The 18,213-nt window shown below is 73.3% G+C and carries 12 protein-coding genes; 7 read left to right on the top strand and 5 right to left on the bottom strand.

Annotated features, from left to right (window positions below):
- Window positions 1–4 precede the first annotated feature (4 nt).
- The gene (locus tag ACZ5HG_RS07080; protein ID WP_464181364.1) at window positions 5–1,333 is read right to left on the bottom strand and encodes a M1 family metallopeptidase; all 1,329 of its coding nucleotides are present in this window, start codon (window positions 1,331–1,333) and stop codon (window positions 5–7) included.
- The gene (locus ACZ5HG_RS07075) at window positions 1,330–5,229 is read right to left on the bottom strand and encodes a Pls/PosA family non-ribosomal peptide synthetase (RefSeq protein ID WP_464181363.1); all 3,900 of its coding nucleotides are present in this window, start codon (window positions 5,227–5,229) and stop codon (window positions 1,330–1,332) included. The genes ACZ5HG_RS07080 and ACZ5HG_RS07075 overlap by 4 nt, the downstream gene beginning before the upstream one ends.
- A 179-nt stretch (window positions 5,230–5,408) precedes the next feature.
- Between ACZ5HG_RS07075 and valS the strand changes: the two genes are divergently transcribed.
- From valS to ACZ5HG_RS07040, 7 genes are all read left to right on the top strand, one after another.
- Window positions 5,409–8,108, top strand: a complete 2,700-nt coding sequence (gene valS / locus ACZ5HG_RS07070; protein WP_464181362.1) for a valine--tRNA ligase — start codon at window positions 5,409–5,411, stop codon at window positions 8,106–8,108.
- Window positions 8,109–8,401: 293 nt separating this feature from the next.
- The gene (locus ACZ5HG_RS07065; protein WP_464181359.1) at window positions 8,402–9,067 is read left to right on the top strand and encodes a 7-cyano-7-deazaguanine synthase; all 666 of its coding nucleotides are present in this window, start codon (window positions 8,402–8,404) and stop codon (window positions 9,065–9,067) included.
- A gap of 99 nt (window positions 9,068–9,166) precedes the next feature.
- Window positions 9,167–10,381, top strand: coding sequence for an MFS transporter (locus ACZ5HG_RS07060; RefSeq protein WP_464181357.1), 1,215 nt, complete (start codon window positions 9,167–9,169; stop codon window positions 10,379–10,381).
- 206 nt (window positions 10,382–10,587) lie between these two features.
- Window positions 10,588–11,391: a transporter substrate-binding domain-containing protein gene (locus ACZ5HG_RS07055; protein WP_464181356.1), complete on the top strand. Its 804-nt coding sequence runs from the start codon at window positions 10,588–10,590 to the stop codon at window positions 11,389–11,391.
- Between the two features lie 2 nt (window positions 11,392–11,393).
- Window positions 11,394–12,248 carry an amino acid ABC transporter permease gene (locus tag ACZ5HG_RS07050; RefSeq protein WP_464181354.1) on the top strand — a complete coding sequence of 285 codons (855 nt, stop codon included), beginning with the start codon at window positions 11,394–11,396 and terminating at the stop codon, window positions 12,246–12,248.
- Window positions 12,245–13,027 (top strand): amino acid ABC transporter ATP-binding protein, encoded by a 783-nt coding sequence (locus ACZ5HG_RS07045; protein WP_464181352.1) that lies wholly within the window; start codon window positions 12,245–12,247, stop codon window positions 13,025–13,027. Before ACZ5HG_RS07050 ends, ACZ5HG_RS07045 begins: the two co-directional genes overlap by 4 nt.
- Window positions 13,028–13,186: 159 nt before the next feature.
- A complete protein-coding gene (locus ACZ5HG_RS07040) occupies window positions 13,187–15,004 on the top strand; it encodes an AMP-dependent synthetase/ligase (protein WP_464181350.1) in 1,818 nt (605 codons plus the stop codon).
- A 69-nt stretch (window positions 15,005–15,073) separates the two neighbouring features.
- On the opposite strand, the gene ACZ5HG_RS07035 is transcribed toward ACZ5HG_RS07040, so the two are convergent.
- From ACZ5HG_RS07035 to clpX, 3 genes are all read right to left on the bottom strand, one after another.
- Window positions 15,074–16,276, bottom strand: a complete 1,203-nt coding sequence (locus ACZ5HG_RS07035) for a baeRF2 domain-containing protein (RefSeq protein ID WP_464181349.1) — start codon at window positions 16,274–16,276, stop codon at window positions 15,074–15,076.
- A 124-nt stretch (window positions 16,277–16,400) separates the two neighbouring features.
- The gene (locus ACZ5HG_RS07030) at window positions 16,401–16,712 is read right to left on the bottom strand and encodes a chorismate mutase (protein WP_464182120.1); all 312 of its coding nucleotides are present in this window, start codon (window positions 16,710–16,712) and stop codon (window positions 16,401–16,403) included.
- Window positions 16,713–16,803: 91 nt separating this feature from the next.
- Window positions 16,804–18,084, bottom strand: a complete 1,281-nt coding sequence (gene clpX / locus ACZ5HG_RS07025) for an ATP-dependent Clp protease ATP-binding subunit ClpX (protein ID WP_464181347.1) — start codon at window positions 18,082–18,084, stop codon at window positions 16,804–16,806.
- Between the last annotated feature and the right edge of the window lie 129 nt (window positions 18,085–18,213).

Below are 18,213 nucleotides of genomic sequence, written 5' to 3'. Positions count from 1 at the left end.
CCGGTCAGCGCGCGCGGGCGGGCAGGCGCGGCAGGGCGGGGCGGTCGACCCAGTCCGCGACCAGGCCGCTCACGTCCACGCCCGCGACGTCGGCCACGCAGGCCACGAACCCGGCCGTCGTGACCGTGCCGTGCCGGTGCCGCGCGGTCCACGCCCGCAGCACGTGGAAGAACGCGGCGTCCCCGAGGGTGAGCCGCAGCGCGTGCAGGGTGAGCGCCCCACGCTTGTAGACCCGGTCGTCGAACATGTGCGCCGGCCCGGGGTCGCCGATCACGATCGTGCGCGGCAGCAGCGCGAGCCGGGTGCGCCAGGTGCGGGCGTGCGCGTCGGCGGTGCGGCCGCCCGCCTGCTCCTCCCACAGCCACTCGGCGTAGCAGGCGAAGCCCTCGTGCAGCCAGATGTCCTGCCAGGTGGCGGCGGTCAGGCTGTTGCCGAACCACTGGTGCGCGAGCTCGTGGGCGACCAGCCGCTGCGATCCCCCGCGTCCGTCGGTGTGGTTGGCGCCGAAGACGGACAGCCCGTGCGCCTCCAGCGGGATCTCCAGCGGGTCGTCGGTGACCACCACGTCGTAGCGCGGGAACGGGTAGGGGCCGAACCGGTCGCAGAACAGCGCCATCATCGCGGGCTGCGCGGCGAGGTCGTGCGCGACGGCGTCCCGCAGCCGGGGCGGGGCGAGCACGCCCTGCGGGACGGGGCCGGTGGCGAGGTCGGTGCGCTCGTACCGGCCGATCTGCACGGTGGCGAGGTAGGGCGCGGTGGGCTCGGGCTGCTCGAACTCCCAGCGGACCCGGCTGGACCGCGCCCGGCGCGAGCGCAGCACGCCGTTGCAGGCGACCTCGTAGCCGGCCTCGGTGGTGATCGCGATCGAGAACGCCGCCTTGGCGGACGGCCGGTCGTCGCAGGGGAACCAGGAGGGCGCGCCGTCGGGCTGGCCGGCGACGATCACCCCGTCGGTCAGCTCCTCCCAGCCGACCTCGCCCCAGGGTCCGACCCGCGGTCCGGGCATGCCGGAGTAGTGCACCTCGACCAGCACCGGCGCACCGGCCGGGATCCGCCGGGCGAGCCGCACCTCGAGCCGCCCGTCGCGCACCGCGAACCGGCCGGGTCGGCGGCCGTCGACCAGCACGCGGGAGACGGTCAGCCCGACCAGGTCGAGGGACAGCCGGTCCAGGTCGTCGGCGGCGCGGGCGTGCACCCGGGCCACCCCGTCCAGCCGGTTGGTGGCGACGCGGTAGCCGAGATCGAGCTCGTAGCGGTCGACGTCGAGGCCGCCGGGCAGGCGGTCGGGCAGGTAGGGGTCCGGCGCGGGCAGCGTCGGGGCGTCCGCCGTCACCGCTGCTCCGGGGCGACCGGGTTGCCGGTCCAGCGCGTGCCGGCGGGGATCGTCTCGCCACGCAGCACCAGCGACGCGGGGCCGACCGCCGCCCCTGCGCCGAGGGTGGCGGCGGGCAGCACCACGCCGTGCGGTCCGATGCCGGCGCCGGGTCCCAGGCGCACCCCGTCGATGCTCATCACCCGATCATGGAACAGGTGGGTCTGGAGCACACAACCGCGGTTGACGGTGGCACCGTCGCCGAGGTCGACCAGATCGGCCTCCGGCAGCCAGTACGTCTCGCACCAGACCCCGCGCCCGATCCGTGCACCGTGCGCCCGCAGCCACAGGTTCAGCGCCGGAGATCCCGCCACCGCCGGGCCCAGCCAGGCGACCCCGACGACCTCCAGGAAGGCGTCGGCGAGCTCGTTGCGCCAGACGAAGGTGCTCCACAGCGGGTGCTCGCCGGGGCGGATCCGTCCGACCAGCAGCCACTTGGCACCCGCCGACACCACCAGACCGGCCGCCGCCGCGCCGAGCACCACGACGGGCGACAGCCACGCCGCCGCCCCGATCCCGTGGGCGTGCGCGACCTCGCCGAGCACCAGCAGCACGCCGAGGCCGATCCCGAAGGCCACGACCACGGCCAGCAGCCGGCAGAGCTCGACGGCGGCCCGGGCCACCCGCAGGCCGACCGAGGGGTCGTAGGTGCGTCCGGTGTCCCCTGCGCCGGGGGTGCGGCGCAGCGGCTCCGGCGGGGAGCCGAGCCAGGAGGTGCCCGGCTTGGCGCGCTCCGGGGTGGCCGAGAGCACGGCGACGAGCCCGCGCTTGGGCACGGCGCGACCGGGGGCGATCATCCCGGAGTTGCCGAGGAACGCGCGCTTGCCGACCTTCGCCCGCTCGACGCGCATCCAGCCCCGGCCGAGCTCGTAGGAGCCGATCAGGGTGTCGTCGGCGAGGAACGCCCCGTCGCCGACCGTGGTCAGCGAGGGCAGCATCAGCACCGTGGACGCCTCGACGTCCCGGCCGATCCGCGCGCCGAGCGCCCGCAGCCACAGCGGGGTGAGCGTGCTGGCGTAGAGCGGGTACAGCGTGGACCGGGCGTCGTCCATCAGCCGCTGGGTGGCCCAGATCTGCCAGCCGGTCCGGCTGCGCACCGGGTGGTACCCCTCGCCGATCCCCCGCGCCAGCAGCCGCACGCCGAGCAGCGTGAGCGCGGCCAGCATGGCGAAGGACGCGAGTGCCCCGAGCGGCACCGCCAGCGCCGCGTCGTCCCAGGCGCCCGCCCACGACCCGGCGTCGCGCAGGCTGGTCCCGACCACCAGCAGCCCGACGGTGGCGGCGAGCACCGGCAGCGCGGACAGCACCGCGGCGGTGGCGGCGTACACCAGCACCCAGCGGCGTCCGCGCGGCGCCCGTCCGGCGGGCCAGTCCTCCCCCGCCGGTCCCTCGAACACCGCGGGCGACCCGGCCCAGACCTCCCCCGGCGGGACGCTGACCAGGACCGCCGATCCCGGGGCGACCTGCGCGCCCTGGCCGATCCGCACCCCCGGCGCGACGGTGCTGCGGGTGCCGACAGTGGCGCGCTTGTCGATCCGCACCCGACCGACGTGCAGCACGTCGCCGTCCAGCCAGTGCCCGCGCAGGTCCACCTCGGGCTCGACGGCGCACCGGTCGCCGAGGGTGAGCAGGCCGGTGACCGGCGGCGGGGTGTGCAGGTCGACGTCCTGCCCGACCTTGGCGCCGAGCAGCCTCGCGTAGGTGGCGGTCCACGGCGCGCAGGACAGGTTCTCGGCGCCGGCCGCCTCCGCCCACGACTCGGCGAACCACAGCCGCAGGTGCTCGCGTCCGCCGCGCGGGTAGGTGCCGGGTCGCAGGTCGCGCAGCAGCCGGCGCGCCACGACGACGGTGGTGCCCATCCGCCCGGCGGGGCTGATCAGCAGCAGCCAGCCGATCGCCAGCCACCACCACACCCCCGGCAGCGGGTCGAGCCACGGCACCAGACCGGTGAGCACCAGCGCCTGCTCGGCGGCCAGCAGCCACACCAGCCAGCGCAGCCCCACCAGCGCGGCCAGCGGCACGCCGAGCAGGGTCTGGACGACGCGGGCGCGGCGCGGCGTCGGCCGGACCTCGCGATGCTCGGCGGGGGTCGCCGGCGCGAGCTCGTCCAGCCGCCGGGACAGGTCGCCCAGCCGGGGGAAGTCGTAGACGTCGGCCACCGTGACCGTCGGGTACCGCTCGCGCAGCGCCGACACCAGCTGCGCGGCGACCAGGCTGCCGCCGCCCGCGTCGAAGAAGTCGTCGTCCGGCCCGCTCACCGGCGCACCGAGCGCGGCGGTCCACAGCCCGGCGACCCAGGCGGCGGTGGGCGACAGGCCGACGACCGGACCGCCGTCGGCCGAGGCCCCCGCACCAGTCCCCGGCAGCGGCCAGGGCAGCGCGTCCCGGTCGACCTTGCCGGAGCCGCGGGTCGGCAGCGCCTCCACCACGCCCAGCACCGGCACCAGCGCCCCCGGCAGCACCGTCCGCAGCCGGGTGCGTGCGGCGCCGAGGTCCAGCACCGTGCCGTCCTCCGGCACCAGGTACCCGGCGAGCACCGCCGTCCCCGCCGGCGTGCGGCGCACCGCCACGGCCGCGCCGTGCACCCCGGGCAGCGCGGACAGCGCCGCCTCCACCTCGCCGAGCTCGATCCGTCGGCCGCCGATCTTCACCTGGTCGTCCGCGCGTCCCACGAACAGCAGGCCCGCGCGGTCCAGCCGCACCACATCGCCGCTGCGGTACGCGCGCTCCCAGCCGAGCGCGGGTGCGGGCGCGTAGGTGGCGGCGTCCTTGACCGGGTCGAGGTACCGCGCCAGGCCGACCCCGCCGATGATCAGCTCGCCGGTCTCCCCCTCGGCCACCGGCGTGCCGTCCTCGCCGACCACCGCCAGGTCCCAGCCGTCCAGCGCCAGCCCGATCCGCACCGGGCCCTCGCCGGTCAGCCGCGCCGCGCAGGCCACCACGGTCGCCTCGGTCGGGCCGTAGGTGTTCCAGACCTCGCGTCCCGGTGTCGCCAGCCGCGCCGCCAGCTCGGGCGGGCACGCCTCGCCGCCGAAGATCAGCAGCCGCACCCCCGCCAGCACCTCCGGCCGCCACAGCCCGGCCAGGGTCGGCACGGTGGAGATCACGGTGATCTGCTGCGCCACCAGCCAGGGGCCGAGGTCGGTGCCGGTGCGGACCAGCGCGCGCGGCGCCGGCACCAGGCACGCCCCGTGCGCCCAGGCCAGCCACATCTCCTCGCAGGAGGCGTCGAAGGCCACCGACAGCCCCGCCAGCACCCGGTCCTCCGGACCCAGCGGCGCCTCGGCGAGGAAGATCCGTGCCTCCGCATCCACGAAGGCCGCCGCCGACCGGTGCGTCACCGCGACGCCCTTGGGGGTGCCGGTGGAGCCCGAGGTGAAGATGATCCACGCGTCGTCACCCAGCCCCGGGGCCGCGAGCGCACCCCCGGCCGCACGGCGCCCGGCCGCCACCAGGTCGCGCAGGTCGCCCTCCGCGATCACCCGGTCCACCGCCGCCTCGGCGAACACCGTGCGCGCCCGCTCGTCCGGGTCGTCCACGTCCACCGGCACGTAGGCGGCACCGGCGACCAGCACCGCCAGGATCGCCGCGTACAGCTCGGCGGTGCCCGAGGGCACGCGCACGCCCACCCGCGATCCCGGGCCGACGCCCTCGGCGGCCAGCCCGCGCGCGGCCGCCCGCACCCGGTCGTCCAGCTCGCGGTAGGTCAGGACCGTGCTGCCGTCGTCCAGCGCCGGGGCGTCCGGGTGGGCCGCCACCGTCGCGGCGAGCACGTCGACCAGGGTCCGCGGCGGTGCCGCCAGCGCCGACCTCAGCAGGCCGTCGTCCGCACCCGTCACGCCTGCCACCTGTTCCACCGGTCCTCCGCTCACGCAGCGCCGGACGGCGCACGCGTCGGGCAGGGTCGCATGCGTCGCCGCCCGGGACGCCGCGCCGGTCGCGTCGTTCACCGGATCGTCGTCCCCCGTTCGCCGACGTGCCACCCGCGCGGGCCCGCGGCGCACCGCACCCCGCGACTCTGGAACAATGTCCGACCATGACCGACCTGCCCACCGCACCGTCCCCCGCCCAGCCCGCGACCGCCTCCGCCTTCGGGGTACGCGCGGTGCGCGAGGTACCGGACCGGGTGTCGCTGGACGGCGTCGAGGGGCGCTGGGACGCGTCGTGGACCGCGCAGGGCACGTACGCCTTCGACCGCAGCAAGACCCGCGAGCAGGTGTACTCGATCGACACCCCGCCGCCGACGGTCTCCGGGTCGCTGCACGTCGGCCACGTGTTCTCGTACACGCACACCGACGTGGTGGCCCGCTACCGCCGGATGCGCGGCGCCGAGGTGTTCTACCCGATGGGCTGGGACGACAACGGCCTGCCCACCGAGCGCCGGGTGCAGAACTACTTCGGCGTGCGCTGCGACCCCTCGCTGCCCTACGACCCGGACTTCACCCCGCCGTTCGTCGGCGGTGAGGGCAAGAGCGTCAAGGCCGCCGACCAGGTGCCGATCAGCCGGACGAACTTCGTCGAGCTGTGCGAGCGGCTGACCGTCGAGGACGAGCAGCAGTTCGAGGCGCTGTGGCGCCGTCTCGGCCTGTCGGTGGACTGGACGCGCACCTACCAGACGATCTCCGGCGAGGCCCGCGCGGTCGCGCAGCAGGCGTTCCTGCGCAACCTCGCCCGCGGCGAGGCGTACCAGGCCGAGGCCCCGGGCCTGTGGGACGTGACCTTCCAGACCGCGGTGGCGCAGGCCGAGCTGGAGGCCCGTGACTACCCGGGCGCCTTCCACAAGGTCGCCTTCCACGCGGCCGACGGGCCGGTCTACATCGAGACGACGCGTCCCGAGCTGCTGCCCGCCTGCGTCGCCCTGATCGCGCACCCGGACGACGAGCGCTACCAGCACCTGTTCGGCACCACGGTCACCAGCCCGCTGTTCGGCGTGGAGGTGCCGGTGCTCGCGCACCCGGCCGCCGAGCCGGACAAGGGCGCCGGCATCGCCATGTGCTGCACCTTCGGCGACCTGACCGACGTGCAGTGGTGGCGTGAGCTCCAGCTGCCGACCCGCTCGGTGATCGGCCGCGACGGGCGCCTGGTCCGCGACACCCCGGACTGGATCGCCGACGAGGCCGGCCGTGCGCTCTACGGCGAGCTGGCCGGCAAGACCACCTTCTCCGCGCGCGAGGCCGTGGTGGCCGGGCTGCGCGAGTCCGGCGACCTGGACGGCGAGCCGCAGGCGACGCAGCGCAAGGCGAACTTCTTCGAGAAGGGCGACAAGCCGCTCGAGATCGTCACCAGCCGCCAGTGGTACATCCGCAACGGCGGCCGCGACGCCGACCTGAACGCCGCCCTGCTGGCCCGCGGTGCCGAGCTCGGCTTCCACCCCGACTTCATGCGGGTGCGGTACGAGAACTGGGTCGGCGGCCTGAACGGCGACTGGCTGGTGTCGCGCCAGCGGTTCTTCGGCGTGCCGTTCCCGGTCTGGTACCCGGTGTCCGCGGCCGGCGAGATCGACCACGAGCACCCGATCGTGCCGAGCGAGGACCAGCTGCCGATCGACCCCTCCTCCGACGTGCCGGCCGGCTACACCGCCGAGCAGCGCGGCGTCGCGGGCGGCTTCGTGGGCGACCCCGACATCATGGACACCTGGGCGACGTCCTCGCTGTCCCCGCAGATCGCCGGCGGCTGGCGCACCGATCCCGACCTGTTCGAGCGCGTCTTCCCGATGGACCTGCGCCCCCAGGGCCAGGACATCATCCGCACCTGGCTGTTCTCGACGGTGGTCCGCTCGCACCTGGAGCACGGCAGCCTGCCGTGGAAGGACGCGGCGATCAGCGGCTGGATCCTGGACCCCGACCGCAAGAAGATGTCGAAGTCCAAGGGCAACGTCGTCACGCCGATGGGCCTGCTGGAGGAGCACGGCTCGGACGCGGTGCGGTACTGGGCGGCCTCGGCGCGCCTGGGCACCGACGCCGCCTTCGAGGTCGGGCAGATGAAGATCGGCCGCCGCCTGGCGATCAAGGTGCTCAACGCCTCCAAGTTCGCGCTGTCCTTCGGCGACGCCACCGACGGCGCGACGGTGCTGGACGCGAGCCTGGTGACCGACGCGCTGGACCGCGCGATGCTCGCCGGGCTGGCGGACGTGGTCGACAAGGCCACCGCCGCGCTCGAGTCCTACGACCACACCCGCGCGCTGGAGATCACCGAGACGTTCTTCTGGACGTTCTGCGACGACTACCTCGAGCTGGTGAAGGACCGCGCCTACGGTGCCGGTGCCGAGGCCGCCGACATCACGCCGGAGATGGCCTCGGCCCGGGCGGCGCTGGGGATCGCGCTGGACGTGCTGCTGCGGCTGTTCGCCCCGGTGCTGCCGTTCGCCACGGAGGAGGTCTGGTCCTGGTGGCGAGAGGGCTCGGTGCACCGCGCGCCGTGGCCGGTGGCGGAGCCGCTGCGCGCGGCCGCCGGAGACGGCGACCCGTCGGTGGTCGCGGCCGCCGGTGCCGCCCTGGCCGCCCTGCGCAAGGTGAAGTCCGAGGCCAAGGTCTCGATGCGCGCGGAGATCACCTCGGCCCGTCTGGAGGTGCCGACCGCGCTGCTCGCGGGTGTCACCGTGGCGCTGGGCGACGTGCGCGCCGCCGGCCGGGCCACCGGCACGCTGGACGTGGTCGAGGTGCCGGACGCCGCCGACGCGACCGTGGTGGCGCGCGACGCCGAGATCCTGCCGCCGGAGCCCAAGCAGAAGGGCTGACGCACCGCACGTCGGACGCACGAGGGCGCCTCGGGGACCTGCTCCCCGCAGGCGCCCTTCGTTGCGTTCTCCGGCGGACGAGCCGTGGGTGTCAGATGACAGCACGTGGGGCGTGAGCCTCACCGAACGAACGAGATCTTGCGCATCCCGTCGGCCGCAACGGGGATGCCTTACGGAGAAGCACACCTAGACCGTCTACCTGAAGCCATCGATCAAGTGACGAATGTCCCACTAGGCCATTCGAGTGATCACTACCGTCACTTGCTGTCATCCGAACGAGTGAAGGAACTCTCATGACAGTCAGTGCAGTTCTGGTTTCCGGCGGTCCCGACTCTGCGGTCCTGCTGCATGACATCTACGCCCGCGGAGAGCGCGCGCTGGCGATCCATCTCAACCTGGGCGAGCTGGAGTCGCAGGCAGATGCGCCGCGCGCTGCGGCACAGGCGGCCGCCGTGGGTGCAGATCTCTACACCATCGACCTGGCGAGCAGCCTGCGAACCATCTACCGGAAGCCGCTGCCCGCCGTGCTGCGCGGTCCGATGGTGTGCCGGGCGACAGAGCCGTTCGGATCTGGTGTCGCGCTCAGCATCGTCGCCTCGGCAGCGGCCTCGATGGGCGCTCGGCGCCTCTACTACGGCGTCCACAAGGGCGACACGATGTTCCGGGACAACTGCGAGGATTTCTTCGCCTCTCTCTCGCGCGCCATCTCCATCGATCTCGGCGAGGACTTCGCAGTCCTGACGCCGATGCTCGGGATGGAGAAGCACGAGGTGCTCGCTCGTGGCGCCGAGCTCGGGGTGGACCTGGGAAGCACTTGGTCGTGCACCGAGCAGTCCACGACTCACTGCGGAGAGTGCTTCGCGTGCGGCATCCGACGCAAGGCGTTCATCGACGCCGGACTGGTCGACACCACCGGATACGAAACCCTCAGCCAGGTGCAGACGATCCCGGTCGCCTGACCGGGCAGTGATGTCTCAGGTGTCGGGGATGCGCATCGACGCGCCTCCCCGACACCCCGATCTGAGGGAGAGCGAGTGATCAGCGACCTACGATCGTTGATGCACGAGGCAGCATTCATGCGCTTCTTCGCGGCGCAGGCGCTGGTGTGGCTGGGATCAGCCGGCACGACGATCGCACTGCTGTTCGCCATGCTGGGGTCTGACTACGGGATCGCAGGGGCGGGAACGCTCCTGGGCGCCCGGGCCCTCCCCGCGGTGCTGTTCGGGTTGGTCGGGGGCGTGTTCGCCGACCGATACCACCGACGCACGGTCATGGTCACCTGCGCCGCCGTCGGTGCCGCAGTGCAAGCCTGCGTCGCGGCGACCCTCCTCGGAGGCCACACCCCGCTCGCGATCCTGGTGGCTGCGGTGCTCGTGCTCGGCTCTGCACAGGCGCTGGCTGCGTCGTCGATCTACGCCACGACACCGACGCTCGTGCCCCCTGGACTCATTCAGTCAGCGCAGGCACTGATGAGGATCGTCCGCAATGCGAGCTCCGTGATCGGCCCCGCCGTCGGTGGTCTTGTCGTCGCCTCCGTCGGTCCGGGTTGGGTCGTCGCGATCGATTCGGCCAGCGCGGCGTTGTCCACTCTCGTGCTGACGACCGTGCCGATCGCCGGTTCAGCGACAGCCCGGTCCGGCGCGTGGGTCGAGCTCGCCGCGGGGTGGCGCGAGGTGCGCGAACGCACCTGGCTGCTGGCCTGCATTCCCGCCTTCTCCACGGCTCTCCTCGCGTGGACGGCAGGCTTCGGAGTGCTCGCTCCGGCAGCGGTCGTGGAGAACGGTGGCACATCTCGCTCGTGGGGCCTGGTCGGATCGGCCATGGCCCTCGGCTACCTCCTCGGGTCCTTCGCGGGCCTGCGCTGGAAGCCGAAAGACCTCACCGTCGCTTCCCTGCTCGCCCAGGCGGTCACGATCATCCCGCTCGCCGCGGTGGCATCGGACGCGCCCCCGCTCGTGCTGATGACTACTGCAGGGCTCGCAGGAGCGGGGCTCGATCTTGCAGGCATCTGGTGGGCCACCACGATGCAGACCCGGGTGCCCGCCGAGGTGCTGGGGCGCGTCTCTTCCTTCGACTACGTAGGCTCGTTCGGCCTCATGCCGGTTGGCTACCTGGCCGCTCCGTGGCTGCAGTCCGCTCTCGGCACGCAGAGGGCGACCTGGCTGCTCGCCGCTCTCATCGCGGCCTCTGTGGGGAGTGCTGTCGCCGTGGCCCTCAAGACCGATCCGACGGCGACGCATCCCGATGTCGCCCCCACCTCGGTCGCGAGCTGAGCACGTCGCCGACACCGCACGTCGGACGCACGAGGGCGCCTCGGGGCCTGCTCCCCGCAGGCGCCCTTCGTGCGTTCCCCGGCGGCTCCTCCGCGCCATGCGCCACCCCGGTGATCGTGGGACCGTGGTCCCATCCGTCCGGATTATGCATATGTATCTTCGCTCGCGTATATTCTTGCGGTCCGTCGCCAGTCGAGGAGAACCCGATGCGTACCCGCTCCACCGCCCTGCTGCCCGCCGCCGTCGTCACGGCCCTGCTGCTCGCCGCCTGCGGTGGCGGCGACGACTCCGCCGGGGGCGACACGACCGAGGGCGGCGTCGACCTGGTCACCGCCGGGACCCTGACGCTGTGCACCAACCCGCCGTTCGAGCCCTTCGAGTACGAGGAGGACGGCGAGGTCACCGGCCTCGACATCGCGATCGTCAACGAGGTCGCCACCGACCTGGGCGTCGACCTCGAGGTCGTCTCGACCTCCTTCGACGGCATCCAGTCCGGCGTGGCCCTGAACTCCGGCAGCTGCGACATCGTCGCCTCCGGCATCACGATCACCCCGGAGCGCGAGGAGAAGATCGACTTCTCCGAGCCGTACTTCGACGCCAACCAGGGCCTGCTGGTCGCCGAGGGCTCCGGCCTGGACGACGTCGCCTCGCTCGAGGGCAAGAAGGTCGGCGTGCAGCAGGCCACCACCGGTGAGACCTGGGCGACCGACAACGGCCTCGACGTCGTGCAGTTCGAGGACCTCGGCCTCCAGGTGCAGGCGCTGAAGACGGGCCAGGTCGACGCCGTCGTGAACGACATCGCCGTGCTCGGCGCCTACGTGGGCGACGGCTACGAGGTCGCCGCGGAGTTCTCCACCGGCGAGCAGTACGGCCTGGGCGTCAAGAAGGGCAGCAGCGCCCTGCTCGACCAGGTGAACGCGACGCTGGACCGCATCCGCGAGGACGGCACCTACGACGCGCTCTACACCGAGTTCATCGGCACCGCGCCCAGCAGCGGCACGGACGGCTGACGATGACCACCACCGTGCCGGCCGGCACGCCCGGCACCCCGCTCACCCTGCCCCCGGGCAAGGCCCGCTGGAGCCCGCGCAAGCGCGCCCGGGTCGCCCGGGTGGTGCAGTACGGCGTCGTCGTGCTGGTCCTGGGCGTGCTGGCCGCCACGGTGAACTGGGCCGACGTCCGGTCCAACTTCTTCGACGTCGAGGCGGCGTCCAGCATCCTGGAGCAGGTCCCCACCGGCTTCGTGAACACGCTGCGGTACACGCTGGCCGCCTTCGCGGTCGGCGTGACCCTGGGCACCCTGCTCGCGCTGATGCGGCTGTCCCAGGTCGGGCTGTACCGGTGGATCGCCACCGTCTACGTCGAGTTCTTCCGCGGCATCCCCGCGCTGCTGGTGCTGATCACCGTCGGCTACGCGGTGCCGATCGCCTTCGGCGTGCAGCTCGGGTCGATCACCCTCAAGGCGGCCATCGCGCTGGGCATGGTCTCCGCCGCGTACATCGCCGAGACGCTGCGCGCCGGCATTCAGGCGGTGCCGAAGGGCCAGGTCGAGGCGGCGCGCTCGCTCGGCATGTCGCACACCCGCACGCTGATCAGCGTGGTGATCCCGCAGGCGTTCCGGATCGTGCTGCCCCCGATGACCAACGAGCTGATCCTCCTGACCAAGGACACCTCGCTGGTGCTGCTGCTCGGCCTGAGCACCTCCCAGTACGACCTGACCAAGATCGGCCGCGACGCGCTGAACTCCGCGACCGGCGGCATCACCCCGCTGTTCGTGATCGGCGCGTTCTACCTGCTGATCACGCTGCCGCTGGGCGCGCTCGCCCGGTACCTGGAGAAGCGCACCGGCGCGAGGAGCCGTTCATGACCGCCACGACCCCCGCCGGGGCACCCGTCGTCCGGATCGCCGGGCTGCACAAGTCCTTCGGCGAGCGCGAGGTGCTGCGCGGGATCGACCTGGACGTGCACGCCGGCGAGGTGGTCTGCGTGATCGGCCCCTCCGGCTCGGGCAAGTCGACCCTGCTGCGCTGCGTGAACCTGCTGGAGCAGCCCACCGCCGGGCGGATCGACGTGCTCGGCGTGGACGTCACCGACCCCGACGTCGACATCGACCGGGTGCGCACCCACGTCGGCATGGTGTTCCAGCAGTTCAACCTGTTCAGCCACCGCAGCGTGCTCGACAACTGCACGATGGCGCAGCGCCAGGTGCTCGGCCGCTCCCGCGCGCAGGCGGAGCAGATCGCCCGCGCCAACCTGGAGCGGGTGGGCCTGGCCGACCGCGCCGACGCGCACCCCTCGCAGCTGTCCGGCGGGCAGCAGCAGCGGGTGGCCATCGCCCGGGCACTGTCGATGGACCCGCACCTCATGCTGTTCGACGAGCCGACCTCGGCGCTCGACCCGGAGCTCGTCGGCGACGTGCTCGGCGTGATGCGCGACCTCGCCGACGCGGGCATGACCATGATCGTCGTGACGCACGAGATGGCCTTCGCCCGGGACGTCGGCGACCGCGTGGTGTTCATGGACGAGGGCGTGATCGTGGAGCAGGGCCCCGCGGACCAGGTGATCGGCGCGCCGCGCGAGCAGCGCACCCGCACCTTCCTCCAGCGCGTGCTCGACCCGACGCACACCGGCGCGCCGCAGGGCTGAGCGCCGGCCCGGACCTCCGGGCGGGTTCTGCCAGGACCGGGTCCCGGTCCGGACGCACCCTGCCCGGTAGCATGTCCGCTGGTCGGCGCCGCCCGAGGGCGGCCGCGTGACCGAGACCGCCCGACCCTGACAGCCCGACGGCCCCCGACTGGAGCGACGATGCGCGAGTTCAGCGCCGAGACCCCCGTCCCGCACGACCCCGACCTCGCGATCCCGGGGCTGCTGCTCGCCCGGCTGGCCCGTGACCCGCAGGCGGTATTCATCGAGCGGCCGTCCCACCTGGGCGGGTCGTGGACCCCGCAGACGATCGCCGAGTTCGTCTCCGAGGTGACCGCCCTGGCCAAGGGCTTCGTCGCGCAGGGCGTGCAGCCCGGCGACCGGGTCGCGATCATGTCGCGCACCCGCTACGAGTGGACGCTCACCGACTTCGCCGTGTGGTTCGCCGGCGGCGTGGGCGTGCCGGTGTACGAGACCTCCTCCGCCGAGCAGGTGCAGTGGATCCTGTCGAACTCCGGCGCGACGCTGGCCGTGGTGGAGACCGCCGCGCACGCGGCCGTGGTCGGCCAGGTGCGCACCGAGCTGCCCGACGTGCGCGACGTCTTCGTGATCGACGAGGGCGGGCTGCCCGCGCTGGTCACCGCCGGGCGGGAGATCGCCGACGCCGAGATCGAGCGCCGCCGGTCGATCGCCAAGGCCGCCGACCTCGCCACGATCATCTACACCTCCGGCACCACCGGCCGCCCCAAGGGCGTCGAGCTGAGCCACGGCAACTTCGTCGACAACGCCGTCAACGGCGCCACCGCCCTGCGCGAGGTCTGCGGCACGCCGGGGTCCCGCACGCTGCTGTTCATGCCGCTGGCGCACGTGTTCGCGCGGTTCATCCAGATGGTCGCGATCGCCTCCGGCGCGGTGCTGGGACACTCCCCCGACACCCGCACGCTGCTCGCCGACTTCGCGTCGTTCAAGCCGACGTTCATCCTGGCCGTGCCGCGCGTGTTCGAGAAGGTCTACAACTCCGCGGAGCAGAAGGCCGGCCACGGCGCCAAGCTCAAGATGTTCCGCTGGGCCGCCAAGGTCGCCATCACCTACTCGCGCGCGCTGGACACCCCGCAGGGGCCGTCCGCGCAGCTGCGGGCCGCGCACGTCGTGGCCACCGCCCTCGTGCTGCACAAGCTCAAGGACGCCATGGGCGGCGCCCTGCGCTACGCGATCTCCGGCGGCGCCCCCCTGGGCGAGCGGCTCGGCCACTACTACCGCGGCATCGACGTGCGGGTGCTCGAGGGCTACGGCCTGACCGAGACCACCGCGCCTTCCGCGGTGAACCTGCCCGGGCGGATCAAGGTCGGCACCGTCGGCCCCGCCTACCCCGGCACCAGCCTGCGGGTGGACGACGCCGGCAACGTCTACGCCAAGGGCCCGCACGTGTTTCGCGGCTACCACGACAACCCGGAGGCCACCGCCGAGGTGCTGGACGCCGACGGCTGGTTCGCCACCGGCGACCTGGGCACCCTGGACGACGACGGCTACCTGCGGCTGACCGGCCGCGCCAAGGAGATCATCGTCACCGCCGGCGGCAAGAACGTCGCCCCGGCCGTGCTGGAGGACCGCTTCCGCGGTCACCCGCTGGTCAGCCAGGTCGTCGTGGTCGGCGACGGACGCCCGTTCATCGGCGCGCTGGTCACCCTGGACGCCGATATGCTGCCCGGCTGGCTCACCATGCACGGCCTGCCGCCGATGGACGTCCGCGCCGCCGCGCAGGACCCGACCGTGCTGGCCGCCCTGGACCGCGCCGCCACCCGCGCCAACGAGGCGGTGTCCCGCGCCGAGTCGATCCGCAAGGTCCGGGTGCTCACCACCGACTTCACCGAGTCGAACGGGTACCTGACCCCCTCGCTCAAGGTGAAGCGCGCGCTGGTGCTCAAGGACTTCGCCGACGACGTGGAGCAGCTCTACGTGGACACCCGCGGGGAGCACTGAGCCCCGGTCCACGCACGACGACGCCCCGCCCCCGGCATCGACCGGGAGGCGGGGCGTCGTCCGTCTCGCTCAGACCACCTTGTGCAGCCGGCGCTGGTCCTGCGACTGCGAGGGCACCGCCTCGCTGGGCGTCGAGCCGTCCGACCAGCGCAGCACCGCGCCGACACCGTCCACCAGCTCCACGGCGTCGGTCGGGGCGATCGTCAGCCCCGCGTCCTGGCCCAGGGCCGCGCGGAGCAGCGCCACGTCCGCCGGCATGGCGCGTCCCTCGCCGCCCGTCACGCCGAGCGCCGCCAGGTCGTCCTCCGCGACCGCGACCTGCAACGGCTCGGGGCCGACCCAGAGCGTGCGCTCGTGCAGCGCGGAGCCCGGCAGCGTCGCGGCGTCGTCCAGCAGCAGCTCGGCCACCTGACCGCGCTGCAGCACGGCGACGACGTCCTCCAGGGCGGTCACCGCCGCTCCCCCACGACCCTGCTCCGAGCGGTACCGGTCCAGCACGGCCTCGCGCCGCCGCTCCCGGTGCGCGTCCAGCGCCGCCCCGACCTTGGCCTTGAACGCCTGCTGGTTCACGCCGTCGGCGCGGGAGCCGCCCGGCACCTCGACCAGCACCTCGCGCACCTTGGCACCGACCGCGTCCCGCAGCAGCCCGACCGCGCGCACGTCCCCGGTGACCAGCACGATCTCCGGGCACCGCTCGGCCACCTGCTTCTCGAGGTCGGCGGCGACCACCCCGGCGTTGCGCTCCCAGGAGTCCTCCGCGCGGGTCTGCACCCGTCGCTCGCCCCAGCCGCCGCCCTCGCGGACCTTGTGCAGCACGTCGTGGCTGCCCTCGACGACCTCCTTGGCGGCCGGGCGGGGCCCGGTGCCGTCCGACCAGGTGAGGTCGGCGCCCTGCCGGTCGATCTCCACCAGCAGGAACCGGGTGGACTGGTCGGCGGCCCGCGCCGCCGGCAGCAGCACCGGCACCGCGTCGAGCACCGCCGTCGACAGCGCCGGGGGCTCGCGCAGCACCCGGTCCGCCACGACCTCCTCGGTGTCGGCGATCACCACCCGGCCGTGCGGGCCGGTGACCCCGGTGGGCCGCGTCACCCGCTCCTCGATCGCGTCCAGCACCCCGGCGCCCGCCCCGGCACGCTCCAGGTCCCGGCGCAGCGCCCGCCATCGGCCCGCCACCTCCTCGTCCCCGGCGGCGTCGGCGCGCGTGGCGTCGAGGTGGACCGTGACGAACGGGCCGGGCCGGCCGAGCAGGGGCTTGAGCCAGTGCAGTTCCACGAAGCGACCTCCTTGCGAGAGGGGGCGACCGTCACCGGCGCTGCCACGTCACAGGCCGACCGGTCCTGACCCCTCCCACCCTCTGACAGGGCGGGCCCGCGCGCCACCCCTGCGGGTGAACCTCTCAGGCCATGGGGTCGCGCTGCTCCGGGTCGGCGGCGATGGCCTCGTGGTGCCGGATCACCTCGGCGACGATGAACGCGAGGAACTTCTCCGCGAACACCGGGTCCAGGTCCGCCTCGTGCGCGAGATCGCGCAGCCGCGCCACCTGACGGGCCTCGCGACCGGGGTCGGAGGCCGGCAGCCCGTGCCGGGCCTTGAGCACGCCGACCTGCTGGGTGGCCTTGAACCGCTCGGCGAGCAGGTGGATCAGCGCCGCGTCGATGTTGTCGATGCTGTGGCGCAGGCGCACCAGGTCGGCGGGCAGCGCGGTCATCGGGTCGTCGCTCACGTGCGCGATCCTACGGGCCGTGCGGCGATCGGGCCGGTGCGTCCCGCGGTGCAGACGCGCCGCCCCACGACCCGGATCAGGCCGACTTCTCCCGCGGGGTGCGCTTCGGCGCCTGGCGCGGGACCAGCGTCGGGTTGACGTTCTCCAGCACGACCTCGCGGGTGACGACCACGCGCTCGACGTCGTCGCGGCTCGGCACCTCGAACATCACCTGCTGGAGGACCTCCTCCATGATCGCCCGCAGACCGCGCGCCCCGGTGCCGCGCAGCAGCGCCTGGTCGGCGATCGCGCCCACGGCGTCCTCGGTGAACTCCAGCTCGACGCCGTCGATCTCGAACATCCGCTGGTACTGCTTGACCAGCGCGTTGCGCGGCTCGGTGAGGATGCGGGTGAGGGCCGGACGGTCCAGCGGCGACACCGTCGTGATCACCGGCACGCGGCCGATGAACTCGGGGATCAGCCCGAACTTGAGCAGGTCCTCCGGCATGACCTCGCCGTAGACGTCGCGGTCGTCGGCGGTGTGCAGCGGGGCGCCGAAGCCGATCCCCCGGCGTCCGGCGCGCGAGGTGATGATCTCGTCCAGCCCGGCGAAGGCGCCGGCCACGATGAACAGCACGTTCGTCGTGTCGATCTGGATGAACTCCTGGTGCGGGTGCTTGCGCCCGCCCTGCGGCGGCACCGACGCCTGCGTGCCCTCGAGGATCTTCAGCAGCGCCTGCTGCACACCCTCGCCGGACACGTCCCGGGTGATCGACGGGTTCTCGCTCTTGCGGGCGATCTTGTCGATCTCGTCGATGTAGATGATCCCGGTCTCGGCCTTCTTCACGTCGAAGTCGGCGGCCTGGATCAGCTTGAGCAGGATGTTCTCGACGTCCTCGCCCACGTAGCCCGCCTCGGTGAGGGCGGTGGCGTCCGCGATGGCGAACGGGACGTTGAGCATCTTCGCGAGGGTCTGCGCGAGGTAGGTCTTGCCGCAGCCGGTGGGGCCGATCAGCAGGATGTTCGACTTGGCGATCTCGACGGCGTCCTCGCCGGAGCCCAGGGTCCCGCCGGCGCCCTCGCCGGCCTGGATGCGCTTGTAGTGGTTGTAGACGGCGACGGCCAGCGACCGCTTCGCGGCGTCCTGCCCCACGATGTACTGCTCGAGGAAGGCGAAGATCTCCTTCGGCTTGGGCAGCTCGACCATGCCGATCTCGGTGGCCTCGGCCCGCTCCTCCTCCATGATCTCGTTGCAGAGCTCGATGCACTCGTCGCAGATGTAGACGCCGGGGCCGGCGATCAGCTTCTTGACCTGCTTCTGCGACTTGCCGCAGAAGGAGCACTTCAGGAGGTCGGCGCCGTCCCCGATGCGAGCCACGTGCCTCTCCTTCGCGTCTGTGCGGCCGAGCGCCGCGTCCTGCCACTTCCACCGTGCGTCACGCGGTCCGCGTCACGACACCGTCCGACCATTGCACACCACGACGCGCGCCGTGTCAGCGCCACGCCC

This window comes from Cellulomonas sp. GTC20042 (assembly GCF_055389595.1).
Note: the sequence above shows the minus strand (reverse complement) of the source record. Positions and strands in the feature narration are given on the sequence as shown.